19 protein-coding genes and 1 rRNA gene are annotated in these 26,189 nt (G+C 60.5%); 11 read left to right on the top strand and 9 right to left on the bottom strand.

The annotated features are described in order from the left end of the window. Positions 1–77: 77 nt before the first annotated feature. The 4 genes from rrf (at position 78) to recD (ending at position 9,644) form a co-directional block, all read left to right on the top strand. Positions 78–193: ribosomal RNA gene (gene rrf / locus F7R06_RS20940) — 5S ribosomal RNA — on the top strand. Between the two features lie 219 nt (positions 194–412). After that, entirely contained in the window at positions 413–3,865 is a 3,453-nt protein-coding gene (gene recC / locus F7R06_RS20935; RefSeq protein WP_090315706.1) for an exodeoxyribonuclease V subunit gamma, read from the top strand. After that, on the top strand, positions 3,862–7,554 hold the full coding sequence (gene recB / locus F7R06_RS20930) for an exodeoxyribonuclease V subunit beta (protein ID WP_151149698.1): 3,693 nt from the start codon (positions 3,862–3,864) through the stop codon (positions 7,552–7,554). Before recC ends, recB begins: the two co-directional genes overlap by 4 nt. Continuing rightward, positions 7,551–9,644 (top strand): exodeoxyribonuclease V subunit alpha, encoded by a 2,094-nt coding sequence (recD, locus tag F7R06_RS20925; protein ID WP_090315710.1) that lies wholly within the window; start codon positions 7,551–7,553, stop codon positions 9,642–9,644. Before recB ends, recD begins: the two co-directional genes overlap by 4 nt. Here recD and F7R06_RS20920 read toward each other — a convergent pair. Next, positions 9,641–10,588, bottom strand: coding sequence for a LysR family transcriptional regulator (locus tag F7R06_RS20920; RefSeq protein ID WP_090315712.1), 948 nt, complete (start codon positions 10,586–10,588; stop codon positions 9,641–9,643). The two genes, recD and F7R06_RS20920, sit on opposite strands and share 4 nt — an antisense overlap. A gap of 150 nt (positions 10,589–10,738) precedes the next feature. On the opposite strand from F7R06_RS20920, the gene F7R06_RS20915 reads away from it, so the two are divergent. Next, on the top strand, positions 10,739–12,265 hold the full coding sequence (locus F7R06_RS20915; RefSeq protein WP_090315715.1) for a CoA-acylating methylmalonate-semialdehyde dehydrogenase: 1,527 nt from the start codon (positions 10,739–10,741) through the stop codon (positions 12,263–12,265). Between the two features lie 10 nt (positions 12,266–12,275). Further along, on the top strand, positions 12,276–13,163 hold the full coding sequence (gene mmsB / locus F7R06_RS20910) for a 3-hydroxyisobutyrate dehydrogenase (RefSeq protein WP_090315720.1): 888 nt from the start codon (positions 12,276–12,278) through the stop codon (positions 13,161–13,163). A 170-nt stretch (positions 13,164–13,333) separates the two neighbouring features. Here mmsB and F7R06_RS20905 read toward each other — a convergent pair whose 3' ends face one another. Both F7R06_RS20905 and F7R06_RS20900 read right to left on the bottom strand, forming a co-directional pair. Next, complete coding sequence (locus F7R06_RS20905; RefSeq protein WP_007900627.1) at positions 13,334–13,678, bottom strand: cupin domain-containing protein; 345 nt, start codon at positions 13,676–13,678, stop codon at positions 13,334–13,336. 57 nt (positions 13,679–13,735) lie between these two features. Further along, positions 13,736–13,924, bottom strand: a complete 189-nt coding sequence (locus F7R06_RS20900) for a hypothetical protein (protein WP_090315724.1) — start codon at positions 13,922–13,924, stop codon at positions 13,736–13,738. A 41-nt stretch (positions 13,925–13,965) separates the two neighbouring features. On the opposite strand from F7R06_RS20900, the gene kynB reads away from it, so the two are divergent. Further along, positions 13,966–14,610 (top strand): arylformamidase, encoded by a 645-nt coding sequence (gene kynB / locus F7R06_RS20895; protein WP_090315729.1) that lies wholly within the window; start codon positions 13,966–13,968, stop codon positions 14,608–14,610. 46 nt (positions 14,611–14,656) lie between these two features. On the opposite strand, the gene F7R06_RS20890 is transcribed toward kynB, so the two are convergent. The 4 genes from F7R06_RS20890 to antA are packed head-to-tail and all read right to left on the bottom strand — an operon-like array spanning position 14,657 to position 19,027. Further along, positions 14,657–16,060 (bottom strand): amino acid permease, encoded by a 1,404-nt coding sequence (locus F7R06_RS20890; protein WP_090315735.1) that lies wholly within the window; start codon positions 16,058–16,060, stop codon positions 14,657–14,659. Positions 16,061–16,103: 43 nt separating this feature from the next. Continuing rightward, a complete protein-coding gene (gene antC / locus F7R06_RS20885) occupies positions 16,104–17,126 on the bottom strand; it encodes an anthranilate 1,2-dioxygenase electron transfer component AntC (RefSeq protein ID WP_090315739.1) in 1,023 nt (340 codons plus the stop codon). A gap of 18 nt (positions 17,127–17,144) precedes the next feature. Beyond that, positions 17,145–17,636: an anthranilate 1,2-dioxygenase small subunit gene (gene antB / locus F7R06_RS20880; protein ID WP_090315743.1), complete on the bottom strand. Its 492-nt coding sequence runs from the start codon at positions 17,634–17,636 to the stop codon at positions 17,145–17,147. Then, complete coding sequence (antA, locus tag F7R06_RS20875; RefSeq protein ID WP_090315748.1) at positions 17,636–19,027, bottom strand: anthranilate 1,2-dioxygenase large subunit; 1,392 nt, start codon at positions 19,025–19,027, stop codon at positions 17,636–17,638. Before antA ends, antB begins: the two co-directional genes overlap by 1 nt. Positions 19,028–19,435: 408 nt before the next feature. Here antA and F7R06_RS20870 point away from each other — a divergent pair, with 408 nt between their 5' ends. Next, positions 19,436–20,449 (top strand): AraC family transcriptional regulator, encoded by a 1,014-nt coding sequence (locus F7R06_RS20870; RefSeq protein WP_090318299.1) that lies wholly within the window; start codon positions 19,436–19,438, stop codon positions 20,447–20,449. Positions 20,450–20,465: 16 nt separating this feature from the next. Here F7R06_RS20870 and F7R06_RS20865 read toward each other — a convergent pair whose 3' ends face one another. Continuing rightward, the gene (locus F7R06_RS20865; RefSeq protein ID WP_090315751.1) at positions 20,466–20,939 is read right to left on the bottom strand and encodes an Lrp/AsnC family transcriptional regulator; all 474 of its coding nucleotides are present in this window, start codon (positions 20,937–20,939) and stop codon (positions 20,466–20,468) included. Positions 20,940–21,114: 175 nt separating this feature from the next. On the opposite strand from F7R06_RS20865, the gene kynU reads away from it, so the two are divergent. The 3 genes from kynU to F7R06_RS20850 all read left to right on the top strand — a co-directional run bounded on the left by kynU (position 21,115) and on the right by F7R06_RS20850 (position 25,306). After that, positions 21,115–22,365: a kynureninase gene (gene kynU / locus F7R06_RS20860; RefSeq protein WP_090315754.1), complete on the top strand. Its 1,251-nt coding sequence runs from the start codon at positions 21,115–21,117 to the stop codon at positions 22,363–22,365. A gap of 104 nt (positions 22,366–22,469) precedes the next feature. Beyond that, a complete protein-coding gene (locus tag F7R06_RS20855) occupies positions 22,470–23,780 on the top strand; it encodes an OprD family porin (protein WP_090315757.1) in 1,311 nt (436 codons plus the stop codon). A gap of 86 nt (positions 23,781–23,866) precedes the next feature. Then, positions 23,867–25,306 (top strand): amino acid permease, encoded by a 1,440-nt coding sequence (locus tag F7R06_RS20850; RefSeq protein WP_090315760.1) that lies wholly within the window; start codon positions 23,867–23,869, stop codon positions 25,304–25,306. Here F7R06_RS20850 and F7R06_RS20845 read toward each other — a convergent pair. Then, a complete protein-coding gene (locus F7R06_RS20845) occupies positions 25,247–26,131 on the bottom strand; it encodes a LysR substrate-binding domain-containing protein (RefSeq protein WP_090315763.1) in 885 nt (294 codons plus the stop codon). The genes F7R06_RS20850 and F7R06_RS20845 overlap by 60 nt on opposite strands. Positions 26,132–26,189: the final 58 nt, after the last annotated feature.

The raw sequence follows: 26,189 nt of genomic DNA, 5'->3' as shown, positions 1-26,189 counted from the left end.
CGAAAGTTCGCACCACACACAAACTATCGCATACCCAATTTGCTGAAGCGTCGAAAGACGGTTCGGTACCCGAATTTCTTGACGACCATAGAGCATTGGAACCACCTGATCCCATCCCGAACTCAGAAGTGAAACGATGCATCGCCGATGGTAGTGTGGGGTTTCCCCATGTGAGAGTAGGTCATCGTCAAGATTAAATTCCAAAACCCCTATCTGCGTATGCAGGTAGGGGTTTTGTTTTTGCCCGGCTGCAAGGGCGAGCTTGCTCGCGATGGTCGTCAACGATGACGTTAACTATCTGAGGCCACCCGCAGTCCTTCAGTTCTCCGCGAGCGAGCTCGCTCCTGCAATGAAGCAAGTTGCCTTCAATGCTAAAGTCGTCCCTCGATTTGCGCTTTCCAAGGAAGCCTTTATGCCGGACGCAACATCCCTCAGTGCTGGTTTTATGGTGGTTCACGGCAATCGCCTGGACGAGTTACGTAGCCTGGTGGTGAGCTGGATGCGGCGTTACCCGCTGGCCCCCTTGGAAAATGAAATCGCCCTGGTGCAGAGCAATGGCATTGCACAATGGCTCAAGTTGGCACTGGCTGAAGACTCTGAAGAAGACGATATGGGTGGTTGCGGGATCGCTGCGGCCATCGATGTACAGTTACCCGGCAGCTTCATGTGGCAGCTGTATCGCATGGTTCTTGGTCGTGACGAAATTCCGGTCAAATCCCTGCTTGATAAGGCTCCCTTGACCTGGCGCCTCATGCGTCTGCTCCCGCAACTGATCAATCAACCGCATTTCGAGCCCCTGCAACGCTTCCTGACCCATGACAGCGATTTGCGCAAACGCTATCAATTGGCTGAGCGGTTGGCGGATTTGTTCGACCAATATCAAGTGTACCGGGCCGACTGGCTCGAAGACTGGGCAGAAGGTCGGCATCAATTACGCAACGGCAGAGGGGAAGCCAAGCCGCTGACGCCGGCCAATTGCTGGCAGGCGGAGTTGTGGCGCGCTCTGTTGCTGGATGTCGGTGAAGAGGGCATGGCGCAAAGCCGCGCCGGCGTACACCAGCGGTTCATCGAGCGGATCAACAGTCTCGATATCGCCCCTGTCGGGCTGCCTTCCCGTGTCATTGTTTTCGGCATTTCGTCGCTACCCGCACAAGCCCTGGAAGCCTTGGCCGGGCTGGCTCGATTCAGTCAGGTTCTGTTGTGCGTGCATAACCCGTGTCGCCACCATTGGGCGGACATCGTCGCCGATAAAGACCTGTTGCGACATCAATACAAGCGACAAGCTCGCAAGAGCGGTATGCCGGTTGTGCTCGACCCGCAAACCCTTCATCAGCATGCCCACCCGTTGTTGGCCGCATGGGGCAAGCAGGGGCGGGATTACATCAACCTGCTCGACAGCTACGACGATCCAAATAGCTATCGCTCTGCGTTTCGCGACGGTCGCATCGACCTGTTCAGCGACAGCCAGCCACTGAACATGCTCAATCAGTTGCAGGACGACATCCTTGAGTTGCGTCCCCTGAACGAAACCCGCGACCGTTGGCCGGCAGTGGATCTGGAGGCAGACCAGTCGGTCCGTTTTCACATCGCTCACAGTGCCCAGCGCGAAGTCGAAATCCTTCACGATCAACTGCTCGCACGCTTCAGCGCCGATGCAGACCTGCGACCACGGGATGTGATTGTCATGGTCCCGGATATCGACAGTTACGCACCCCATATTCGGGCGGTGTTCGGCCAGCTTGAGCGCCAGGATCCGCGATTCATTCCCTTCACCCTGGCGGACCAGGGGCAGCGTGGCCGTGATCCATTACTGATCGCCGTCGAACATCTGCTCAAACTGCCGGACAGCCGTTTCCCTGTCAGCGAAATTCTCGATCTGTTGGATGTCCCGGCACTGCGCGCTCGTTTCGGTGTAGAGGAGCGCGACCTGCCGACCCTTCATCGCTGGATTGAAGGCGCGGGCATTCGCTGGGGCATGAATGCCGAGCAGCGGGCAGGACTGGGTCTGCCGCAGGCGCTGGAGCAAAACAGTTGGCGTTTTGGCCTGCGCCGGATGCTGCTGGGTTATGCCGTGGGCAGTGGCAGTGCTTGTGAAGGCATTGAACCCTATGACGAGATCGGTGGACTGGATGCCGCGCTCATCGGCCCATTGGTCGCGTTGCTCAATGCGCTGGAGATTGCCCATCACGAACTCACGCAACCGGCATCGCCCCAGCGGTGGAGTTCGCGCTTGCAGGCCTTGGTGTCGTTGTTCTTCCAGGCCAGTAACGAGCATGACGACTACCTGCTGAGCGAACTCGAAGCCTTGCGTGAAACCTGGCTCGAGAATTGTGAGTCGGTCGGTTTACAAGACGAACTGCCACTGACCGTCGTCCGCGAAGCCTGGCTGGCCGGGCTCGATCAGGGGCGCTTGTCTCAGCGTTTTCTGGCCGGTGCGGTTAACTTCTGCACCTTGATGCCCATGCGAGCGATCCCGTTCAAACTGGTCTGCCTGCTTGGCATGAATGACGGTGACTACCCGCGAGCACAACCGCCCCTGGACTTCGACCTCATGGGCAGTGACTACCGCCCCGGTGATCGATCGCGACGCGAAGATGACCGTTACTTGCTGTTGGAGGCGCTCTTGTCGGCCCGTGACCAGCTCTACATCAGTTGGGTCGGTCGCAGTATTCGCGATAACAGCGAGCGCCCGGCATCGGTACTGATCGGCCAGCTCCGTGACCACCTGGCCAGCGGCTGGCGAATGACCGACGCCGAAGAGGACCTGCTTGAGGCCATCACTCAGGAGCACCCCTTGCAGCCCTTCAGTGCCCGGTACTTCCATGAAGGCGACGCACTGTTCAGCTACGCCACGGAATGGCAGGCGCTTCATCACGCGACCGAGCACGCGATGGACATCGAAGTGCTGGATGCCCACGTTCAAGAAGAGCCGCTGGGTCTCGGCCAATTGCAGGATTTCCTGCGTAACCCTGTGCGCCATTTCTTCAGTCAGCGCTTGAAAGTGTTCTTCGAGGCCGCCGAAGTGCCCCTGGCCGATGAGGAGCCCTTTGTGCTCGACGCACTGCAACGCTATAGCCTCAGCGACAGTTTGCTCGAAGCGGCTCTGGCAGCCCCGGAAGACGTTGATCAAGCGTTGGCATTGCAGGCACGACGCCTGCAAAACAGTGGACTGCTGCCAATGGCAGGATTCGGCGAATGCCTTCAGCGGGAACTGATTGAGCCGTTACCGGACCTGCTGCAACGCTACGACCAGCTCCTGGCGTTATGGCCAACGCCGCTGACCAGTGCCCTGCCGGTGAACCTGGCGTTGCATGATCTGCGCGTCGAGGGCTGGCTCAGCGGGCTGCACCAACGCGCCGACGGTGGTTTGCTCTCGATCACAACCATCCCCAACAGCATCGGTTCGATCAAATCGCGCAAATGGCATCGCCTGACGCGACCCTGGGTCGATCATCTGGTCGCCTGTGCCAGCGGCCTGGCCATGACCACCGCATTGGTGGCCAGTGACGACAGCCTGATCCTTGAGCCGATGGAGCAGGAGTCAGCATCACGGATTCTGGGTGACCTGTTGCTGGCCTGGCAATCGGGCATGCGTCAGCCGCTGCCGATCGCGGTCAAGACGGCGTTCGCCTGGTTAGGCCAGACCGATCCGGTCAAAGCCGCAATGGCTGCGCGCAAAGCCTACGAAGGCGATGGATTGACCACGGACGGGGAGCGCCGGGAAAGCGTGGCACTGGCCCGTCAATTCGCCGATTACGATGCGCTCACCGCCGATGAAACGTTCGTCGATTGGTGCAACGCCTTGTATCGGCCGCTACTTGAGGCGCCTTGGCGCTCATTGCCCAGCGAGGAGGCACGCTCATGACCAGCAAGACACCTCTGGCCCTGGCATTCCCGCTGCGCGGCAGTCAACTGATCGAAGCCAGTGCCGGGACCGGCAAGACGTTTACCATTTCTGCCCTGTATCTGCGGCTGGTCCTTGGCCATGGCGGCGAATCGAGTGGTTTCGGGCGCGAGTTGTTGCCTCCGCAAATCCTCGTTGTGACCTTCACCGATGCCGCCACCAAAGAGCTGCGCGAACGGATTCGCACACGGCTTGCAGAAGCCGCCCGCTTTTTCCGCGATGAAACGCCCGCCCCGGACGCCCTGATCGCCGAGTTGCGTAACGAGTACCCGCCCGAGCAGTGGCCCGGTTGCGCAAACCGCCTGGACATCGCCGCCCAGTGGATGGACGAAGCCGCCGTCTCGACCATCCACAGTTGGTGTCAGCGCATGTTGCGCGAACACGCGTTCGACAGTGGCAGCCTGTTTACCCAGACCCTGGAAACCGACCACAGCGATTTGCTCGGCGAGGTCTTGCGCGATTACTGGCGGCTGTTTTGCTACCCGATGCAAGGCGATGCCCTGAACTGGGTGCGCAACAATTGGGGTGGCCCGGCCGCACTGTTGCCGCGCGTTCGCGGACTGTTCGCCAGTGAGCGTGACAGTGTTGAAGGTAAAGAGCCGGTCGAACTGATCACCGAGTGTCTGCAGCAACGACGGGCGGCCTTGCTCGAACTGAAGATGCCCTGGCGTCAGTGGGCGGACGAGTTGCTCGCCATCTGCCACGAGGGTGTCGCCAGCAAAAATGTCGATGGTCGCAAGATGCAGGCGCGTTACTTCGAGCCGTGGTTCGAGAAACTCAAAGCCTGGGCCGAGGATGAAGCCCTCGAGCAACTGGATATCGGCACCGGTTTCACGCGTCTCACGCCCGACGGTATGGCTGAAGCCTGGAAGAAGGGCGAGGTGCCCCGTCATCCTGGGCTGGACGCAATGCCCGGCCTGAAAACCGCACTTGATCAATTGCCGACGCCCGATGCCGCCGTGCTGCAACACGCCGCCCATTGGGTCGGTGCACGCTTCGAAGAAGAGAAGCGTCGACGGGCGGAAATGGGCTTTGATGACATGTTGCTGCGTCTCGATGCAGCGTTGCAATCCGATGGCGGCGAGCGCCTGGCTGCCCTGATCCGCGAGCAGTTCCCGGTAGCGCTGATCGATGAATTCCAGGACACCGACCCGGTGCAGTACCGGATCTTCGAGAGTATCTATTGCATCGAAGACAACAATCCGCAAAGCGGCCTGTTCCTGATCGGCGACCCGAAGCAGGCGATTTATGCCTTCCGTGGCGCCGACATCTATACCTACCTTCGCGCGCGTCAGGCCACTGCTGGCCGGCTGCATACCCTGGGCACCAATTTCCGTTCCAGTCATGGCATGGTCGGTGCCGTGAACCATGTCTTCGAACGCGCGGAGTCCCGAGAGTCCGGGCGTGGTGCCTTCCTTTTCCGGGAAGCGAGCGGCGACAACCCGGTACCGTTCCTGCCGGTCGAATCCCAGGGCCGCAAAGAAGTCCTGTGCATCGATGGTCAGGTCGTGCCCGCCCTGAACATCTGGCACCTGTCCACCGAGCAGCCGTTGTCCGGTGCGGTGTACCGGCAACAACTGGCCGCCGCCTGCGCCAGCGAGATCACCCGACTGCTCAATGGTGGTCAGCAAGGTCGTGCCGGGTTTACCCGCGAAGGCCAGGGTTTCAAAGGCCTGTTGCCAGCGGACATTGCGATCCTGGTCCGCGATGGCAAGGAAGCGCAGGCTGTGCGTGCCGAACTCTCGGCCCGAGGCGTGCGCAGCGTTTATTTGTCGGACAAGGACTCGGTGTTCGCCGCTCAGGAAGCACACGACGTGCTGACCTGGCTCAAGGCCTGCGCCGAACCGGATGTCGAGCGGCCGCTACGCGCCGCCTTGGCCTGCATCACGCTGGACCTGTCACTGACGGAACTGGAGCGACTGAACCAGGACGAACTGGCGTGGGAAGCGCGGGTGATGCAGTTCCGCAGTTATCGCGAGATTTGGCGCAAGCAGGGCGTGTTGCCGATGTTGCGACGTTTGCTGCATGACTTCCAATTGCCCCAGGCGTTGATGGCACGCAGCGATGGCGAGCGAGTGTTGACCAACCTGTTGCACCTCTCCGAGTTGCTGCAGCAGGCCGCTGCCGAACTGGATGGTGAGCAGGCCTTGATCCGACATTTGTCCGAACACCTGGCGTTGTCCGGGCAGGCCGGTGAAGAGCAGATCCTGCGTCTGGAAAGCGATGAACAGCTGGTCAAGGTCGTGACCATCCACAAGTCCAAGGGGCTGGAGTATCCCTTGGTGTTCCTGCCGTTCATTTGTTCGGCAAAACCGGTGGATGGCAGCCGACTGCCGTTGCATTACCACGACGCCACGGGCAAGGCCCAGGTGACCTTGAGCCCGACCGCCGAGTTGATTGCCCTGGCCGACGACGAGCGTCTGGCCGAAGATTTGCGCTTGCTCTATGTCGCGCTGACACGGGCGCAGCATGCCTGCTGGCTGGGCGTCACGGATCTCAAGCGTGGCAATAACAACAGCTCGGTACTGCACCTTTCGGCGCTGGGTTATCTGTTGGGCGGTGGCGCGGCATTGCTTGAATCGGCGGGTTTGAAGCGCTGGCTGGAAGACCTGCAACAGGGCTGCGTTGCGCTGGCTTACGGCGAAATGCCTGAAGTCACCGCCGAGCATTACCACCCGCCGCAGAACGAAGCGGCATTGCTCGCGCCATTGATTCCGAAGCGCAAGGCCAGCGAAAACTGGTGGATTGCCTCTTACAGTGCCCTGCGAATCAGCGACATCCTGAGTGTCGGCAGTGATGAGGCACCAGAGAGCCCGCAGGCACAGAAGCTCTTCGACGACGAACGCCTCGATCCGCAAGCGCCCCGTGAGATGGTCGCCGGGGGGGCCGATCTCCATCGATTCCCGCGCGGTCCGAATCCGGGCACCTTTCTTCATGGATTGCTCGAGTGGGCCGGTGACGAGGGTTTTGTGGCCACGCCGAACGCTGTGGAAGATGCCATTGCCCGCCGATGCAACCGCCGAGGCTGGGAAGGCTGGATCACTACACTGAGCGATTGGCTGCAGCATCTGCTCAAGTCGCCGTTGCCGGCAGGGGCCGGGCAGGTCCCGGTGGTCCTGGAGCAACTGACGCATTACCAGGTCGAAATGGAGTTCTGGTTCGCCAGCCACAAGGTCGACGTGCTCAAGCTCGATGCGCTGGTGTGCCAATACACGCACAAGGGCGTAGCGCGGGTGGCGGCCGAACCGGTATTGCTCAATGGCATGTTCAAGGGTTTCATCGACCTGACCTTCGAGCACGACGGTCGTTATTACGTCGCTGACTACAAATCCAACTGGCTCGGCGTCGACGACGCGGCTTACACCGAACAGGCCATGGAACAGTCGATCCTCGACAACCGCTACGACCTGCAATACGTGTTGTACCTCCTGGCCTTGCATCGACAACTCAAGGCACGGCTGGCCGATTACGACTACGACCGACATGTCGGCGGCGCGTTGTACCTGTTCTTGCGCGGCACGCGTGCATCCAGCCAGGGCGTGTACTTCGCCCGCCCTCCAAAAGAGCTGATCGAACGAATGGACCGGCTGTTCCAAGGTAAGCCAGAACCCAAGGCCGAACCCGCCTGGGAACAGGGAGTATTGCTATGAGTCGCACCTTCGCTGACCTGTTGCCCACTTCATTGGCCGACGAGAGTCTCGCCGAGCTTGCCCCCCTGAGCCGTGCTGACGACTTGTTGTTGCTGCTCACCCGCTGGGTCGAACGTGGCTGGTTGCGCGCGCTGGACAAGGCCTTCGTGACCTTCCTTCATGAACTGGCGCCGGATGACGACCCCTTGGTGCTGCTGGCCGCGGCATTGACCAGTCACCAGTTGGGCCACGGGCATGTTTGCCTCGACGTGTTCGAGACATTGAAGGAGCCGGACTTCGCCCTGTCGCTGCCACCGGAAGGTGATCTGCACAGTGGCGCGATGGTGTTGCCGTCGCAGTTGTTGGTTGCGCTGGACGGCGCCCATTGGTGCAAAGTGCTGGCCTCCAGCAGTCTGGTCGCGTTGGCGGCCGACGGGCGTGAGGCGGTGCACAGCCGTCCACTGGTGTTGTCGGGCAAGCGCCTGTACCTGCGCCGTTACTGGGCTTACGAGCGCCGTATCGATAACTCGCTGCGCCAACGCCTGGCCGAACATGAAGCAACGCCGGGCGACTTGCCCGAGCGTCTAACCGGTTTGTTCGGTGCGGCCAAGCCGGGGGACGTGATCGACTGGCAGAAACTCGCCTGCGCCCTCGCAACCCGAGGCGCCTTCAGCATCGTCACCGGCGGACCGGGAACCGGCAAGACCACCACTGTCGTGCGCTTGCTGGCGTTGCTTCAGGCGCCAGCGGTAGAGGCGGGCAAACCGCTGCGCATTCGTCTCGCTGCCCCGACCGGCAAAGCGGCAGCGCGCCTGACCGAGTCCATCAGTCAGCAAGTCAGAACGCTCAAAGTCAGCGACGCCATACGCCAGAAAATCCCTTCGGATGTCACCACCGTTCACCGTCTGCTCGGAAGCCGTCCCGGTACGCGGCATTTCCGTCACCACGCGGGCAATCGCTTGCCGCTGGACGTGTTGGTGGTGGACGAAGCCTCGATGATCGACCTGGAAATGATGGCCAACCTGCTTGATGCGCTGCCACCCCATGCGCGCCTGGTGTTGCTGGGGGACAAGGATCAACTGGCCTCGGTGGAGGCCGGTGCCGTGCTGGGCGATTTGTGTCGCGATGCCGAGGCCGGCTGGTACAACCCGCAAACACGGCAGTGGCTGGAAGCGGTCAGTGGCGAAAGCCTGGCGGCCAGTGGTTTGCAGGAAGACACCCAGGGCGTTCATCCGCTGGCCCAGCAAGTGGTGATGCTGCGTCACTCGCGGCGGTTTGGCGAGGGCAGCGGCATTGGTCAACTCGCCCGTTGGGTCAATCAACAGCAGCCCGATGAAGCCCGTAAATTGCTGGCGGCGCGAAGCCATGACGACGTGTTTTCCCTGTCCCTCAAGAACGAACAGGACCGGGCGCTGGAGCGTTTTTTGCTCGATGGCCATGGCGAAGGACCACAAGGTTATCGGCATTACCTGAGCCTGTTACGCAACCAGCGGCCGGCAATCGACCGTCCGCTCGAGGATGCGTGCTGGATGGATTGGGCGCGGGATGTCCTGAAAGCCTTCGACGCTTTCCAATTGTTGTGCGCCGTCCGCAAGGGGCCGTGGGGTGTCGAGGGCTTGAACCGGCGAGTGACCGACGCGTTGCTCAAGGCCCGCCTGATCGACAGCGACCAGCAGTGGTACGAGGGACGGCCCGTGCTGATGACCCGCAACGACTATGGTCTGGGCTTGATGAATGGCGATATCGGCATTGCGCTGAAACTCCCCGAACGGGACGGTCCGGACGCCGGCAAGCAGGTGCTTCGCGTGGCGTTCCCGCGCAACGACGGGCAGGGCGGCGTGCGCTTTGTCCTGCCCAGCCGGCTGAACGACGTCGAGACTGTGTACGCCATGACCGTGCATAAATCCCAGGGCTCGGAATTTACCCACACCGCGTTGGTTCTGCCCGATGCCCTGAACCCGGTGCTGACCAAGGAACTGATCTACACCGGGATTACCCGGGCCAAGGACTGGTTCACCTTGATCGAGCCGCGCGCCGGGGTCTTTGAAGAAGCGGTGCGGCGCAAGGTCAAACGCTTGAGCGGGCTGATGCTGGAGCTCGGCACCGATTAATCGGCAAACAGCATCTCCCGGCTTTCCCCCATCAACAGCCGCTGATTCTGCTCAGTGACCGAACGGATGTAATCCCACAACAGGGTGATTCGCTTGAGCTTGCGCAGGTCTTCGCGGCAGTACATCCAGAACTGCCGGGTGATGTTGATGTCCTCCGGCAGCACCGGCAGCAAGCGTGGGTCTTGTGCGGCGAGGAAGCACGGCAGGATCGCCAATGACCGGCCCTGCTGTGCTGCCACGAATTGCGCGATCACGCTGGTGCTGCGCAGGTTGGCACTGGCGCCGGGCAAGACGTTGGCCAGGTACAGCAGCTCCGAACTGAACGCCAGGTCGTCGACATAGCTGATGAATGAGTGCTTGCCGAGGTCGGCCGGGCGGCGGATCGCCGGGTGTTTGTCGAGGTATTCCTGTGTCGCATACAGCTGCAGGCGATAGTCCGTCAGTTTGCAGCACACGTACGGCCCGTGTTCCGGGCGCTCCAGGGCGATGACGATGTCCGCCTCGCGCTTGGACAGGCTGATGAAGTGCGGCAACGGCAGGATGTCCACCGAAATGGCCGGGTAGGCGTCGACGAAATGGCTAAGCTGAGGCGTGATGAAAAAACTGCCGAACCCTTCGGTACAGCCCATGCGCACATGCCCGGACAACGCCACCCCGGAGCCGGACACCTGCTCGCAGGCCATGTGCAGCGTGCTTTCGATCGACTCGGCGTAACCCAGCAATCGCTGGCCTTCGGCGGTCAGGACGAAACCGCTGGTCCGGGATTTCTCGAACAGCAGCGTCCCCAATGAGGCTTCCAGCGAACTGATGCGCCGCGACACGGTGGTGTAGTCGACGGCCAGGCGTTTGGCGGCGGTGCTGGCCTTGCGGGTCCGGGCGACTTCGAGGAAAAACTTGAGGTCATCCCAGTTCAGCGAACCTAAAGACGTGATGTTTTTTTGCATGATGGACCGGCTTTTATGTGCGTTCTTATTAGAAGTTTGCACATCTATACTCCAAAAACAGTCCCACAACCAATTCGCGACACACGCCTCATCGCAAGGCGACTTTTTCGCCTTGGCTCCCAAGATAAAAACAAACATCCGGAGACCCACATGAACGCTTCGCTTACGCCTAACGAAACCACGCTGCACAAGGTCAAGCTGTTGATCGATGGCGAGTGGGTCGAATCCAAGACCACTGAATGGCACGACATCATCAACCCGGCGACCCAACAGGTGCTGGCCAAGGTGCCGTTTGCCACCTCCGAAGAAGTCGACGCCGCGATCAGCGCTGCCCATCGCGCCTTCCAGACCTGGAAGCTGACGCCAATCGGCGCGCGGATGCGCATCATGCTCAAGCTGCAGGCGTTGATTCGCGAACATTCCAAACGCATCGCCGTGGTGCTCAGCAACGAACAAGGCAAAACCATTGCCGACGCCGAGGGCGACATTTTCCGTGGCCTGGAAGTGGTCGAACACGCGTGCTCCATTGGCACCCTGCAAATGGGCGAGTTCGCTGAAAACGTGGCCGGTGGGGTCGACACCTACACCCTGCGTCAACCGATCGGCGTCTGCGCCGGCATCACCCCGTTCAACTTCCCGGCGATGATTCCGCTGTGGATGTTCCCGATGGCCATCGCTTGCGGCAACACCTTCGTACTCAAGCCGTCCGAGCAGGACCCGCTGTCGACCATGCTGCTGGTGGAACTGGCGATCGAAGCCGGCGTTCCGGCGGGCGTGCTCAACGTCGTGCACGGTGGCAAGGACGTGGTGGATGCGCTCTGCACCCACAAGGATATCAAGGCGGTTTCGTTCGTCGGCTCGACCGCCGTCGGCACTCACGTCTACGACCTGGCCGGCAAGCATGGCAAACGCGTGCAATCGATGATGGGCGCCAAGAACCACGCCGTGGTGCTGCCGGATGCCAATCGCGAACAAGCGCTGAATGCGCTGGTCGGTGCCGGTTTCGGCGCGGCCGGTCAACGTTGCATGGCCACGTCGGTGGTGGTGCTGGTGGGCGCGGCCAAGCAGTGGCTGCCTGACCTCAAGGCGCTGGCGCAAAAACTCAAGGTCAATGCGGGCAGTGAGCCGGGCACCGACGTAGGGCCGGTGATCTCGAAAAAGGCCAAGGCGCGAATTCTCGATCTGATCGAAAGCGGCATCAAGGAAGGCGCGAAACTGGAGCTGGACGGTCGTGACATCAAGGTTCCCGGTTTCGAACAGGGCAACTTTGTCGGCCCGACGCTGTTCTCCGGGGTGACCACCGACATGCAGATCTACACCCAGGAAATCTTCGGCCCGGTGCTGGTGGTGCTGGAGGTCAATACCCTTGACGAGGCCATCGCCCTGGTCAACGCCAACCCGTTCGGCAACGGCACCGGCCTGTTCACCCAGAGCGGTGCGGCGGCGCGCAAATTCCAGAGCGAAATCGACGTCGGCCAGGTCGGTATCAACATCCCGATTCCGGTGCCGGTGCCGTTCTTCAGCTTCACCGGTTCCCGTGGTTCGAAACTCGGCGACCTCGGCCCGTACGGCAAGCAAGTGGTGCAGTTCTACACTCAGACCAAGACTGTCACCAGTCGCTGGTTCGATGACGACAGCGTCAACGACGGTGTGAACACCACCATCAACTTGCGTTAAGGAGCCGGACATGAAAATTGCTTTTATCGGTCTGGGCAACATGGGCGCGCCGATGGCGCGCAATCTGATCAAGGCCGGCCATGCCCTGCGCCTGGTCGACCTGAACAAAGCCGTGCTGGCGGAACTTGAACAGTTGGGCGGCAGCATCAGCGCCTCGGCCCGGGAAGCGGCGGACGGTGCAGAGCTGGTGATCACCATGCTGCCGGCGGCCGTGCATGTGCGCAGCGTCTGGCTGGGTGAAGACGGCGTTCTGGCCGGGATCGGCCAAGGTGTACCGGCTGTTGATTGCAGCACCATCGACCCGCAAACCGCGCGTGACGTGGCCGCCGCTGCCGCCAAACAGGGCGTGGCCATGGCCGATGCCCCGGTGTCCGGCGGTACGGGTGGGGCAGCCGCCGGGACGCTGACATTCATGGTCGGCGCCACCCCGGAACTGTTCGCCACCCTGCAACCGGTACTCGCACAGATGGGCCGCAACATCGTCCATTGCGGTGAGGTCGGCACCGGGCAAATCGCTAAAATCTGCAACAACCTGCTGCTGGGGATTTCCATGGTCGGCGTCAGCGAGGCCATGGCCCTGGGCGATGCCCTGGGGATCGACACCAAGGTGCTGGCGGGCATCATCAACAGCTCCACCGGGCGTTGCTGGAGTTCGGAGATGTACAACCCATGGCCGGGTATCGTCGAAACGGCGCCTGCGTCACGGGGCTATACCGGCGGTTTCGGTGCCGAACTGATGCTCAAGGATCTGGGGCTGGCCACCGAAGCGGCACGTCAGGCACACCAACCTGTGGTGCTCGGCGCGGTGGCCCAGCAGCTGTATCAGGCGATGAGTTTGCGTGGGGAAGGCGGGAACGACTTCTCGGCGATCATCAACAGCTATCGCAAACCGCAATAATCGCGCGGAAAACCTGTGGGAGCGAGCCTGCTCGCGATAGCGGTGTGACAGTCGACGAAAATGTTGAATGTGAGTCCGCCATCGCGAGCAGGCTCGCTCCCACAGGGGCAGCATGTACCTATCGACATTTACCGGGAGATCACGTCGGGTGATCCCCCGGTTTTTTTGTATCAGGCAAACACGAAATACTTGCGTACGGTTTCCACCACTTCCCACGTGCCTTTCATGCCTGGCTCGATGACGAAAATGTCACCGGCGCGCAGGTGGATCGGCGCCATGCCTTCCGGGGTGATGATGCAGTAGCCTTCCTGGAAGTGGCAGTACTCCCACTTCACGTATTCCACGTACCACTTGCCCGGCGTGCAGATCCAGGTGCCCATGATCTTGCTGCCGTCTTCGCTGGTGTAAGCGTTGAGGTTGACGGTATGCGGATCGCCTTCGAGCTTTTCCCATTTGCAGGCGTCGAGCACCGGCAGCGGGTGAGTGTCGCGAAGAACAGTAATCGGTGCGGTCATGATGACTCCGAGCGTTAGGGAGAACTGAAGTCGCACCCTATAGGGCTTGGTTATGCGTCAGTTGTCTGTGCTCGACATCGAGGTATCCAGAAACGCAGCGGCCAGCGTCCATTCGCGCAAATCCCGATGGATGAAGGCAGCTGTTTTTTGCGTTGAAATTTCCTGTCGGGAAACCATCGATTCCCGGCATTTTTTGCGAAAGCACCCGGCATTGCCGCAGGTTTTCGCAAGAACCTGCACAACCATCACTCGTATCATTGACCTCGGAAAAGGCCGAGAGCGTGGCAATGAAAAAAACAATGTCGTGGTGGGATATCAGCCCGCCCTTGAGCACTGCAACACCGACCTGGCCGGGTGATACGCCGTTTCAGGAAGAGCGCGTCTGGAGCCTGGGGCCGGAGTGCCCGGTGAATGTCGGGCGCATCACCCTGTCGCCGCACACGGGCGCCCATGTCGATGCACCGTTGCACTACAGCGCGGACGGTGCGGCCATTGGCGATGTGTCGCTCGACGTCTACATCGGACCGTGCCGCGTGTTGCACTGCCTGGACAGCGGCCGCCTGGTGCAGCCCGGGCAATTGCAGGGTCGTTTGCACAACCTGCCCGAACGCGTCCTGCTGCGCACCTATCGCCAGGCACCACTGACCACCTGGGACCCGGACTTCACCGCCGTCGGCAAAGACACCGTCGATCTGCTGGCCAGTCTCGGCGTGCGCCTGATCGGTATCGACACCCCATCGCTGGACCCGCAGCAATCCAAGACCATGGATGCGCACAACGCAGTGGCGCGCCACGGCATGGCCATTCTTGAGGGCATCGTGCTCGATGACGTCCCGGAAGGGGATTACGAGTTGATCGCGCTGCCGTTGCGCTTTGCCAACCTCGACGCCAGCCCGGTGAGGGCGATTTTGCGTCCGCTGACCCGCGAATAAAAAACGCCCCGGCATTCATGGAATACCGGGGCGTTTTTGTGTGCGGTTACTCAGCCACTGGCAAGTTCCGATGCCTGGCCATGCGTATCCGGTAGCAACCGTAGATGAACAACACCCAGACCGGCATGGCGTAAACCGACGCGCGTACTGGCGGAATCATCCAGATGACGCAGATGATCACAGCCATGAACAGCAGGCACAGGTAATTGGTGTAGGGCGACCAGAATGCCTTGAAGCCTGGCACGATGCCGCGTTGGCCCATGGCCTTGCGAAACTTCAGGTGCGTGAGACTGATCAGCGCCCAGTTGATCATCAGCGAAGCGACCACCAGTGCGAACAGCAATTCGAGCGCTTCATGCGGGGCGACATAGTTGACCAGCACCGCCAGCATGGTGATCAGGGCTGATACGCCCAGCGCCCGTACCGGAACGCCCTGCTTGTTCAATTTCATCAGCGACTTCGGTGCATCGCCCTGTTCGGCCAGGCCGTAGAGCATGCGGCTGTTGCAGTACACGCCGCTGTTATAGACCGAGAGCGCCGCGGTGAGCACCACAAAGTTGAGGATCTGCGCGGCGGTGTTGCTGCCGATCAGCGAGAAGATCTGCACGAACGGGCTGCCGCTGTAGGCATCGCCCGACGCGCCCAGCGTTTGCAGCAGTTGGTCCCACGGATACAGCGAGAGCAATACGGTGAGGGCGCCGACGTAGAAGATCAGCACGCGGTAAACCACCTGGTTGATTGCCTTGGGAATGACCTTTCGCGGCTCGCTGGCTTCAGCGGCGGTGATGCCGACCAGCTCCAGGCCACCGAAAGAGAACATGATGAACGCCATCGCCATCAGCAAACCGCTGTAGCCGTTGGGGAAGAAACCGCCATGGCTCCACAGGTTGCTCACCGCTGCCTGCGGGCCGCCCGTGCCGCTGAACAGCATGTAGCAGCCCAGGGCAATCATGCCGATGATGGCCACGACCTTGATGATCGCGAACCAGAACTCCATTTCGCCGAAGATTTTCACGTTGAGCGTGTTGATCAGGTTGACCAGCACAAAGAAGACCGCCGCGCTGACCCAGGTCGGCACCTCCGGCCACCAGAACTGGATGTATTTACCCACGGCCGTCAGTTCGGCCATGCCCACCAGCACATACAGCACCCAGTAGTTCCAGCCGGACAGGAAGCCGGCAAAACTGCCCCAGTAGTTGTGGGCAAAATGACTGAAGGAGCCGGCCACCGGCTCCTCGACAATCATTTCGCCCAGTTGGCGCATGATCAGGAAGGCGATGAAGCCGGCTATCGCATAGCCGAGGATCATCGATGGCCCGGCGGACTTGAGCACGCCGGCCGAGCCCAGGAACAGCCCGGTACCGATGGCTCCACCCAACGCGATCAGTTGAATGTGTCGATTTTTCAACCCTCGCTTGAGCGTCCCCTGTTGCAAGATTTCATCCGCCATCGCGTTCCCTTCTGGTCATTGTTGTCAGGCATGATTTGAAGGGTCAGATATTACTCTCAGTGAACTTCTCGTAATACAGGTGCACGTTGTCCAGGGCCTGCTCCTGCAGCCAGGTCTTGATCGATTCGACCATCGGTGGTGGCCCGCAGACGTACATGTCGGCCTCGCCATCGCGCAGTTCACTGGCATTGAAGTGCTCGGCGATGTAGCCGCGTTTTCCGCTCCATTGCGGTGACGGGTCGCTGACCACTTCGGTGTAGCGAAAGCCTGGAATGCGTTCGGCGTAGGCATCGATGCGTGCCCGTTCGCACAGATCGGCCGCGTCGCGCACGCCGTAGTACAGGTGCACTGGTTGTTCGCAGCCGCGCTCGGCCAATTCGTCGAGCATCCCCAGCAGTGCCGAGAGTCCGGTGCCGCCCGCGACCAGGATCAACGGTTTGGCGACGTGGCGAAGGTAGAAGGCGCCCAGTGGTGCTTCCAGGGCGATTTCGTCGCCCACCTGGCAGCGTTCGCGAATGTAGTTGCTCATGACGCCGTCGGGCAGCAGGCGGATCAGGAATTGCAACTGATTGCGGCTGCTTGGGCGGTTGGCGAACGAGTAGGAGCGCAGGCTTTCCGTGCCCGGAATCCTCAGTCTCGCGTATTGCCCCGGCAGGTAATCCAGAGCCTGGGCTGCGGTGCCGAGGTCCAGGTGCAGGATCGCCGTGCTGGCCGAAATCTGCCGCACATCCGTGACCGTGCCCTTGAGACGGTCAGGGCCGCTGGCGTTGCACAGGCTGGAGGCGAAGTCGAAATAGAACGCCGCATCAGACTTCACCCGGGTCTGGCAGGTGAGCATTTTGCGTTGCTGCAGGTCCTGACTGGAGAGCGCCTCCTCGTCCACATAATCCTGGCTGTAATCGCCCGATTCGCAGCGGCCCTGACAGGTTCCGCAGACGCCTTCGCGGCAATCGAGGGGAATGTTGATGCCGTTGCGCAGGGCGGCGTCGAGCAGGATTTCGTTGGCCTGCACGGGAAAGAACAGCGTTTTGCCGTCGGCAAAGCTGAACGCTACTTTGTGATTCATGCCTCGGTCTCCCGGGATTCAGAGGTGGTAGAAGTCGAGTACCGAGTTGATGGTGTCGTTGAGCAACAACACATGCTTGCGGCTGATCAGCCAGCTGTCGGCGTGGGGCTTGAGCCGGTAGGTCGCGCGGCCGTAGAACTGCTCCGATGTGGCCAGGCGATAGAACAGCGTGTGCCAGTTCAGGCGCACTTCCAGCTCACCGTTTTCGAGTTCGTCGATCCGCACGTTGTTGATCAGGTGCAAGGTGCGCGGCATGGGTGTCGAGGACGCAGACTTGCCCGTGCGCAGGCGGAACACGCGGTCCTCCAGGCCTGAACGGTTGGGGTAGTAGATCAGCGACATTTCGCGTTTGGGGTCGCGGGTGTAGACGTGTTCCGAATCCCATTGCGGCAGGTGGAATTCGCTCTGCTCGTCGAACAGCTTGATATAGGCGTCCCAATCCTGGGCATCGCACAGTTCGGATTTGCGATAGAAGAACTGTTCGATCTGGTACTGCAATTGCGCATTCATCATTGCACCTCACGGAGTTTCAGGGATTTCGCATCCAGGCCATCGAGCAGGAATTTCTGCCAGTTGCTGTGCTGGTTGACGTAAAGGCCTTCGTGGGTGAATTCGGTGCCGGTCATGGCCGGGGCGATGCCGATCGCCTCGCTGTTGGGCGTGGCGCCGGTAGCCCATCGGTGGCTGCCACGGGAAATGTCGCTCCAACGCTCCAGGCGTGCCTGGAAGCCGCGCTGGGCTTCGCGGAATTCCACCAGGTCATCCGGCGTGCCGAGGCCCGAGACGTTGAAGAAGTCCTCGAACTGGCGAATGCGGTTTTCGCGGTCGGCGTCAGACTCGTTTTTCACCCCCAGGCACTGGCTGATGATCTCGGTCTTGTTCCACGCCACCGGGCGGATGATGCGCAGCTGCGAGCTGATCTGGTCGAGGAAAAACAGGCTGGGGTAGATGTTCAGGTTGCGCAGGCGATGCATCATCCATTCGGCCTTTTGCTGGCCGTGTTCTTCGATCAGGCGCGGCATGATCGTCGCGTAACCCGAGCGTACGGTCGGGTTCGGCATGTCGCTGAACAACAGGCTGTGACCGTTGTTGAACGCGAACCAGCCATCATCGGTGTTGGCATCGCCGGCACCGAGTTTGCTGTAGTCGAGGGTACTGCCAGCGGCGGTGCCGTTCTCGCTGTTGACCTGCTGGCGATGCTGCACGGTAGCCACGTAGTTGTAGTGGACGGTGCTGACGTGATAACCGTCGAGGCCGTTTTCGTTCTGCAGTTTCCAGTTGCCGTCGTAGGTGTAGGCCGACTTGCCGGGCAGTACTTCCAGCTCACCGGTGGGCGACTGGGCGACCATCATGTCGAAGAACACCCTGGCGTCGCCGAGGAAGTCTTCCAGGCTGTTGTCCGCGTGCACGTCCAGGCTGATGAAGACGAAACCCTTGTAGCTCTGGATGCGGGCTTTTTTCAGGCCGCGGGTGGCCTTGTCGAAACCTTCCGGGTACTCGCCAGGCGCCTTGACCTTCACCAGGCGGCCGTCGCTTTTGTAGCACCAGGCGTGGAAAGGGCAGGTGAAGGTCGACTGGTTGCCCTTGCCGACCCGGGTCAACGTGGTGCCCCGATGCTGGCAGGCGTTGATCAGCGCGTTGAGTTGACCGTCGCCGTCGCGGGTAATGATCATCGGCTGACGGCCGGCGCGCATGGTGACGAAGTCGTGATTGTTGGCCAGCTCGCTTTCGTGGCAGGCGTAGATCCAGTTCTTCTCGAAGATCAGTTCCATCTCCAGATCGAACAACTGCGGTTCGGTGAAAATGTCCCGGGCAATGCGGAACACGCCTTCTGCCGGACGGAAATCCAGGCAGCCCTGGATAAACGCTTTCCACTGCTCGACGTTCTTTTCGCCACTCATGGGTGTGTACCTGTTTTTGTTGGGGCTAATCGGTGTGCTCATTAGAGGGAGTGGGGCGGGCAGGGGTCTATCCGGTTTGTGGGCGAAGGCAGTCCATAAAATTGGTAGCGGACGACACAGGTGCTGGCCCGTTCGGGTAACACCGTGTAACGCGTTGGGCAGGGACGACTCAAACCGCGCACCAGGCGATGAACGGCTGCACCCGTTTGCAGCAATGAGTTACTGTTTTGTCGGACGTCGAGTGCCGTTTGATAGCGTTTCCCTGCCCCTGACTCACGCCGTTATCCACTTAGTCAGGGATTGCTATCCATTCAGTTGGCCTTGGCGTTTTATGGCTTGGAACTTGCCTTTTTCCAGCCGGAGACGCGCCGTCAGAGCGCGCTAAAAGAAGCCTGCGAGTGCACCGTGATGAACAGCAAAACTGATCCGCAGTGTCGCGATATTCGTGTCGACAGCGATGACCTTGAGGCCGCGAGAAGCTGGATGTCCGGCATCTGCGGGCCCCACAGACTCGTGACTGCGACACCCGAGCGGATCCGCTTTCACCACAGCGCCAACATGTTCAAATCGATGGCCACCACCCTGGGCACCATCGAATACGGCACCGATGTCACCATCGATATCGAAGACCCCGAGCACTTCAGCAGTTACAGCCTGAGCTTGCCGTTGGTGGGCGAGCAGGAGTTGAGCAAGAACGGCAGTGTGCTCAAGTCCGATCGTGATCAAGGCGTGATCATTTCCCCGAATGAAAACCAGTTGCTGGCGATCTCCGGCGATTGCCGCAAGGTTCAGGTGGTGATCACCCGCGTCGCCATGAGCGAATCCCTGGAGGGCTTGCTGCAACGACCGCTGGATGAACCGCTGCGCTTCGAACCGGTGATGGATGCGGTCGACGGTGCATCGGCCTCCTGGTGGCGGATGGCGCGCTATTTCATCGCCGAACTGGAACGCAGCAGCGAGCTCTATGAACAAGTGGCCTTCACCCGGGACATCGAAAGCTCGTTGATCAAAGGCTTGATCCTCGCCCAGCCGAACAACTATTCAGAAGAGCTTCGGGCAGTGTTGGGCGTGAAGTTGCCGCACTATCTGGTCCGGGCCCGGCAGTACATTCACGCCAACGCCCGGGAAGCGCTGCACCTTGAGGACATCGAAGCGGCGGCCGGGGTGTCGCGCTTCAAGTTGTTCGAGGCATTCAAGAAGTACTTCGCCCTCTCGCCCATGGTCTACCTGAAAAAATACCGCCTGAACGCCGTGCGCCAGGAGATTCTCGAGCACGGTTCGGCGCGCAATATTTCCGGAATCGCCATGGGCTGGGGCTTCACCCATCTCGGGCGTTTTTCCGCCGAGTACCGCAAGCTGTTCGACGAATCCCCGAGCATGACCCTGCAGCGCAACGAAGCCCGGCGCCTGCGCGGCTTCTGAGGTCAGGCTTTGCCCCTTACTTGCGCACCACCAAATCCAGCAAATCGTCGCGCTCCTTGATTTTCTGCAGGACGATTTCCGAGCGGATGTCGGTGACCCCCGCCGTGCGGTTCAGGTGGTTGACGATGAAATCGGAGAAGTGTTTGAGGTTGCGCGCCTGCACTCGCAGCACATAGTTGCTCGCCCCGGTAATCACATAAGCCGTGACCACTTCCGGCCACAGCTGAACCTTCTTGATGAAGGTCTCGTGCCAGTCCTCGACGTCCTGTCGCAATGACACATGGACGATGGCTTCCAGCTCGATGCCCAACCGTTCGGCATTCAGCACGGCGCGATAGCCGGTGATGATTCCTTCGCTCTCCAGCAGGCGCAATCGGCGCAGACAGGCCGACGGCGACAGGGCGACTTTCTCTGCCAGTTCCTGGTTGCTGATACGGCCATCGAGCTGCAATTGATGGAGGATTCGCAAGTCTGTCGAGTCGAGATTCATTGTTCGTATAAATCCGCGCTTATTGGTGATGGATTCGAATTTTATGCGAAATAACTACGCTTTCTTCGCTCACTTTGCACGAAAATTCTCCAAAGCTTCGTTCATTATCTCTCCACGGAAAAGGGGCCGACAACGCCTGAAATAACGCTACGACCTTCCAAGAACAGGACACCCGATGACAACAAGAAACGATTGCCTGGCGCGTGATGCCCAGGACACTCTCGCGCCGCTACGCCAGCAGTTTGCCCTGCCAGAGGGAGTGATTTATCTCGATGGCAATTCGCTGGGCGCTCGACCGGTCGCCGCATTGGCGCGTGCTCAGGAGGTGGTCGCCCAAGAGTGGGGCAATGGCCTGATCCGCAGTTGGAACAGTGCCGGCTGGCGTGAGCTGTCCGAGCGTCTGGGCAATCGATTGGCCGGCCTGATTGGTGCCCGTGACGGCGAAGTGGTGGTGACCGACACCACGTCGATCAACCTGTTCAAGGTGCTCAGCGCCGCCCTTCGCGTGCAGGCTGCAAGGTCGCCGGCGCGCCGAGTGATCGTCACCGAATCCAGCAACTTCCCCACCGACCTGTACATCGCCGAAGGTCTGGCCGACATGCTGCAGCAAGGCTACACGCTGCGTCTGGTCGATAGCCCGGAAGAACTGCCGCAGGCGATTGACCAGGACACCGCCGTGGTGATGCTCACCCACGTCAATTACAAGACCGGTTACATGCACGACATGCAGGCCCTGACCGCGCTGACCCACGAATGTGGCGCGCTGGCCATCTGGGACCTGGCGCATTCCGCCGGTGCCGTGCCGGTCGATCTGCATCAGGCGCAAGCCGACTACGCGATTGGCTGCACCTACAAATACCTCAATGGCGGTCCCGGTTCGCAGGCGTTTGTCTGGGTCCATCCGCAGTTGTGTGACCTGGTGGCGCAGCCGCTGTCAGGCTGGTTCGGGCATTCGCGGCAGTTTGCCATGGAGTCCCATTACGAGCCGAGCAGCGGCATCGCGCGTTACTTGTGCGGCACTCAACCGATCACCTCATTGGCGATGGTCGAATGCGGTCTGGATATTTTCGCCCAGACCGACATGGCCACCCTGCGCCGCAAATCCCTGGCGCTGACGGACCTGTTCATCGAGCTGGTCGAGCAGCGCTGCGCCGCCCATGAGCTAACGCTGGTCACCCCGCGTGAACATGCCAGGCGCGGCAGCCATGTCAGTTTCGAGCACCCCGAAGGTTATGCGGTGATCCAGGCCCTGATCGAGCGGGGCGTGATCGGTGACTACCGCGAACCGCGGATCATGCGTTTCGGCTTCACCCCGCTGTACACAACCTTCACCGAAGTCTGGGACGCGGTACAGATTCTCGGTGAAATCCTGGACCGCAAAACCTGGTCGCAAGCGCAATTCCAGGTCCGCCACAGCGTGACCTGATACACCCCGGACGCCCTCGTCTTGCTGCCGCTTTTTCCCGGCAGCAGGCCTTCGGTCGCCTCAATAAAAGTTCTGTGCAAACACAATAATAAGGAGCACGCAGAATGAAACTGTCCCTCTGGCCCGCCTTGTCGCTCGCCGTCAGCAGTTGTCTGAGTCAATGGGCTTGCGCCGCCGACAATGGATTTGTCGAAGACAGCAGCCTGACCCTGACCAACCGTAACTTCTATTTCTACCGCAACAACCTCAACAATCCCGGTGGCCAGAATTATCGGGACGAATGGGCCCACGGGATCCTGCTCGATTATCGCTCCGGTTTTACCCAAGGCGTTGTCGGGTTCGGGGTCGATGCCCATGCGCAATTGGGTCTCAAGCTCGACAGCGGCAAGGGACGGACCGGCACCGGTTTGCTGCCGGTCGACTCCGATGGCCGTCCCGAGGATGAGTACTCCGAAGCGGGCGGTGCGTTGAAGGCGCGGATCTCCCGCACCGAACTCAAGTACGGCAACCTGGCACCGTTCAACCCGGTATTCGGCACGGGCAATGCGCGCCTGTTTACGCCATTGGCCAACGGCTTTCAGCTGACCAGTAATGAACTGAAAGCGCTGCAGCTCGACCTCGGGCACTTCACGTCCGGCAACGACGGCAATTCGACGAATAACGATGGCGCCCTCAAGGCCCTGTATGCCGGCGTGGAAACCCGCAGCGTCGACTACCTGGGCGGCAGCTACGCCCTGAGCGATCAACTGAGCGTCAGCCTCTACGGTTCACGGTTCACCGACATCTGGCGCCAGTACTACGCCAACACCAACTACACCTTTGCCCTGAGCGAAGGCCAGTCGTTGAACCTGGATTTCAATATTTACCGTACCAATGACGACGGCCAGAGCCTGGCCGGCAAGATCGACAACACCACCTGGTCGTTGGCCACCGCCTACAAATTCGGTGCCCATCGCTTGACCCTGGCGTACCAACGCGTCGATGGCGACGAGCCGTTCGACTACCTGGGGTTCGATCAGCAACCCGGTACTTCGATCTTCCTGGCCAACTCGGTGCAGGTGCTGGACTTCAACGCACCCAACGAACGCTCCTGGCAACTGCGCTACGACCTGGACATGGCCGCGTTTGGCGTACCGGGCCTGAGCTTCATGTCGCGTTACGTCAGCGGTGACCATATCGACGACAGCCATTACGACGGCGGTTCCAACGGCGCCTATGGGCGTTACGGCGATGACGGCAAGCGCTGGGAGCGCGACATCGAAGCGCGCTATGTCGTGCAGTCGGGCAAGGCCAGGGACCTGTCGGTGCGGGTGCGCCAGGCCAGCGTGCGTTCGACCGCACAAGTGGCGCGGGCCGACACCACGGACAACAACGAAATCCGCGTCATCATCGAGTATCCACTGAGTATTTTCTGATCCGTGTCCTGCTGTGCGTGGCTGATCCCCACCCGTAAAACCCACGACGTGCTCTTCAAGAAAGACAATATTCAGAGGACATAAAAATGACCGATAACGCCGGTTTTGAAACGATATCCAACCGTGAACACGGCCTGCGGCGGCAACTGACGTCGGGGCAAATGAGCATGATCGCCATTGGTGGTGCGATCGGCACCGGGCTGTTCATGGGCAGCGCCTACGCCATTGGCTATGCCGGACCGAGCGTGCTGCTCAGCTACGCCATCGGCGCGATCATCACTTTGCTGTTGATGGGCTGCCTGGCGGAAATGACCGTGGCCCATTCGACCTCGGGATCCTTCGGCGCCTACGCCGAATTCTATGTCAGCCCGTTGGCCGGTTTCCTGGTGCGCTATGCCTACTGGGCGGCGATTGTGCTGGCGGTCGGCACGGAAGTGACGGCGGTGGCGATGTACATGAAGTACTGGTTTGCCAACGTGCCGGAGTGGATATGGATCGTCTCGTTTTCCAGCATGCTGATCGTGCTCAACGCCATCAGCGTGAAGACATTCGGCACCTTTGAGTACTGGTTCTCGACCATCAAGATCGGTGCAATTGTCGGCTTCATCATCCTGGCGGTGTATGTGGTGTTCGGTTCCGGCAACCCGCAATACGGCGTGCACAACTACACCGCCCATGGCGGCTTCTTCCCCAATGGCCTGCAAGGCATGTGGGTCGCGGTGATCGTGTCGATCTTCAGCTACCTGAGCGTGGAAATGATCGCGGTGGCGGCCGGTGAAGCGCAGGACCCCGAACGCGCCGTGAAGAAAGCCTTTCGCGCGACTATCGTACGGCTGGTGGTGTTTTACCTGCTGACCCTGGCCCTGATGTTGGCCATCGTGCCGTGGGTTCAGGCCGGTCATGCCCAGAGCCCGTTCGTCACGGTCATGCAAACCATCGGCATTCCCGGCGCGACCGGGGTGATGAATTTCGTGATCCTGATAGCGGCGTTGTCGGCCATGAACAGTCAGCTCTACATCACCACACGCATGATGTTCAGCCTCTCTCGTGGCGGCTATGCACCCAAGTCCATGGGCGTGTTGAGCAAGAGCGGAATCCCGCTGAACGCCTTGTTGCTGTCGAGTTCGGGCATTGCACTGGCGACCCTGCTCAACGTGTTGTACCCGGAAAGCTCGTTCACCCTGATGATGGCGATCTCCATGTTCGGCGCCATCTTCACCTGGTTCATGATCTTCCTGACGCACTACTGTTTCCGTCGCTACCACGAGCGCAATGGCGAGCGAAAACTGTCGTTCCGCATGCGTCTGTTTCCGTACAGTACCTTGTTGGGGTTGTTGTTGATGGGCGCGGTGATGATCACCACTTACTTCACCGAGGCGTTCAAGATGACGTTGGTGTTCGGTGTGCCGTTCCTGGTGATTCTGTCGATCGTCTATGGCCTGTTTTTCAGGAAGGCCAAGCCGATCTCACTTAGCGCGCAAAGCCTCAAGCAAGGTTCTGGCATAACCGGGCAGGCCAGTGAATGAGCGGGCGCACAGCAGTAGTTTTCGTTGTGCCCAGTCTTCCTTCAGGGCGAAGCTTTTGATCGATTGACTCACTGCCTGGCGCTGGATTGCCGCCAGCGGCACGATCGCCAGCCCGGCGCCGCGCGAGACCATGCGTATCACCCCGTCGAAGCCTTCCGCACGGATGCGGATTTGCAGGCGGATACCTGCGTGCAATGCCTGTTCCTCAAGGTACACGGCCAGTGCACTGTTGCTGGCCAGACCCACAAAGTCGTGTCGCAACGTATCGTTGAAGCTCGGTGTTGCACCGTCGGCCAGCGGATGCCCGAGTGGCATGATCAGCGCCAGCGGATCGTCGCAAAAGGGCAGGGTTTCGAGGCCGTGAGTGTCCACCGCATCGGAGATCACGCCAAGGTCGGCGGCACCCTGACGCAAGGCATGGGTGATGCGGGCACTGGGCAACTCCTGCAGGTCGATATCGAGGTTGGGATGCTCGCGCAGAAAGTCCGCCAGCAGCTCGGGCAGGTATTCAGTGATCGCGGTGGTGTTGCACAACAGCCGCACCTGACCTTTGACGCCGTTGGCGTATTCGGCCAAGTCCTGTTGCATGCGTTCGGCGTGCTGCAGCAAGCGTCGGGCGTGCTGAGCCAGGGCATTTCCCGCAGGCGTGGGGGTAACACCACGTCGTCCGCGCTCGAGAAAATCGATGCCGATCGACGCTTCCATCGCACGGATTCGTGCGCTCGCTGCCGCCAGCGACAGGTGACTGCGCGCGGCACCGGCGGTGATGTTGCCGCTGTCGAGGATGTTCAGGTACAGGCGCAGGTCGGTCAGGTCGAAGTGCATTGGCGGCCTTTGGATATCAGTTGTCTGGAAGGGCCCCATCGCGGGCAAGCTCCTACAA

The sequence above is a fragment of the Pseudomonas moorei genome (genome assembly GCF_008801475.1).
Taxonomy (GTDB): domain Bacteria; phylum Pseudomonadota; class Gammaproteobacteria; order Pseudomonadales; family Pseudomonadaceae; genus Aquipseudomonas; species Aquipseudomonas moorei.
This window is presented reverse-complemented; position numbering and strand designations above follow the sequence as displayed.

Coding starts and splice junctions, on each gene's coding strand:
- F7R06_RS20865 (WP_090315751.1), bottom strand. CDS start 20,939: ATGAATCTCGACTCGACAGACTTGCGAATCCTCCATCAATTGCAGCTC.
- antC (WP_090315739.1), bottom strand. CDS start 17,126: ATGAATCACAAAGTAGCGTTCAGCTTTGCCGACGGCAAAACGCTGTTC.
- F7R06_RS20905 (WP_007900627.1), bottom strand. CDS start 13,678: ATGACCGCACCGATTACTGTTCTTCGCGACACTCACCCGCTGCCGGTG.
- F7R06_RS20850 (WP_090315760.1), top strand. CDS start 23,867: ATGACCGATAACGCCGGTTTTGAAACGATATCCAACCGTGAACACGGC.
- recD (WP_090315710.1), top strand. CDS start 7,551: ATGAGTCGCACCTTCGCTGACCTGTTGCCCACTTCATTGGCCGACGAG.
- antB (WP_090315743.1), bottom strand. CDS start 17,636: ATGAATGCGCAATTGCAGTACCAGATCGAACAGTTCTTCTATCGCAAA.
- mmsB (WP_090315720.1), top strand. CDS start 12,276: ATGAAAATTGCTTTTATCGGTCTGGGCAACATGGGCGCGCCGATGGCG.
- F7R06_RS20900 (WP_090315724.1), bottom strand. CDS start 13,924: ATGGTTGTGCAGGTTCTTGCGAAAACCTGCGGCAATGCCGGGTGCTTT.
- F7R06_RS20915 (WP_090315715.1), top strand. CDS start 10,739: ATGAACGCTTCGCTTACGCCTAACGAAACCACGCTGCACAAGGTCAAG.
- recB (WP_151149698.1), top strand. CDS start 3,862: ATGACCAGCAAGACACCTCTGGCCCTGGCATTCCCGCTGCGCGGCAGT.
- F7R06_RS20855 (WP_090315757.1), top strand. CDS start 22,470: ATGAAACTGTCCCTCTGGCCCGCCTTGTCGCTCGCCGTCAGCAGTTGT.
- recC (WP_090315706.1), top strand. CDS start 413: ATGCCGGACGCAACATCCCTCAGTGCTGGTTTTATGGTGGTTCACGGC.
- F7R06_RS20920 (WP_090315712.1), bottom strand. CDS start 10,588: ATGCAAAAAAACATCACGTCTTTAGGTTCGCTGAACTGGGATGACCTC.
- kynU (WP_090315754.1), top strand. CDS start 21,115: ATGACAACAAGAAACGATTGCCTGGCGCGTGATGCCCAGGACACTCTC.
- F7R06_RS20890 (WP_090315735.1), bottom strand. CDS start 16,060: ATGGCGGATGAAATCTTGCAACAGGGGACGCTCAAGCGAGGGTTGAAA.
- kynB (WP_090315729.1), top strand. CDS start 13,966: ATGAAAAAAACAATGTCGTGGTGGGATATCAGCCCGCCCTTGAGCACT.
- F7R06_RS20870 (WP_090318299.1), top strand. CDS start 19,436: ATGAACAGCAAAACTGATCCGCAGTGTCGCGATATTCGTGTCGACAGC.
- F7R06_RS20845 (WP_090315763.1), bottom strand. CDS start 26,131: ATGCACTTCGACCTGACCGACCTGCGCCTGTACCTGAACATCCTCGAC.
- antA (WP_090315748.1), bottom strand. CDS start 19,027: ATGAGTGGCGAAAAGAACGTCGAGCAGTGGAAAGCGTTTATCCAGGGC.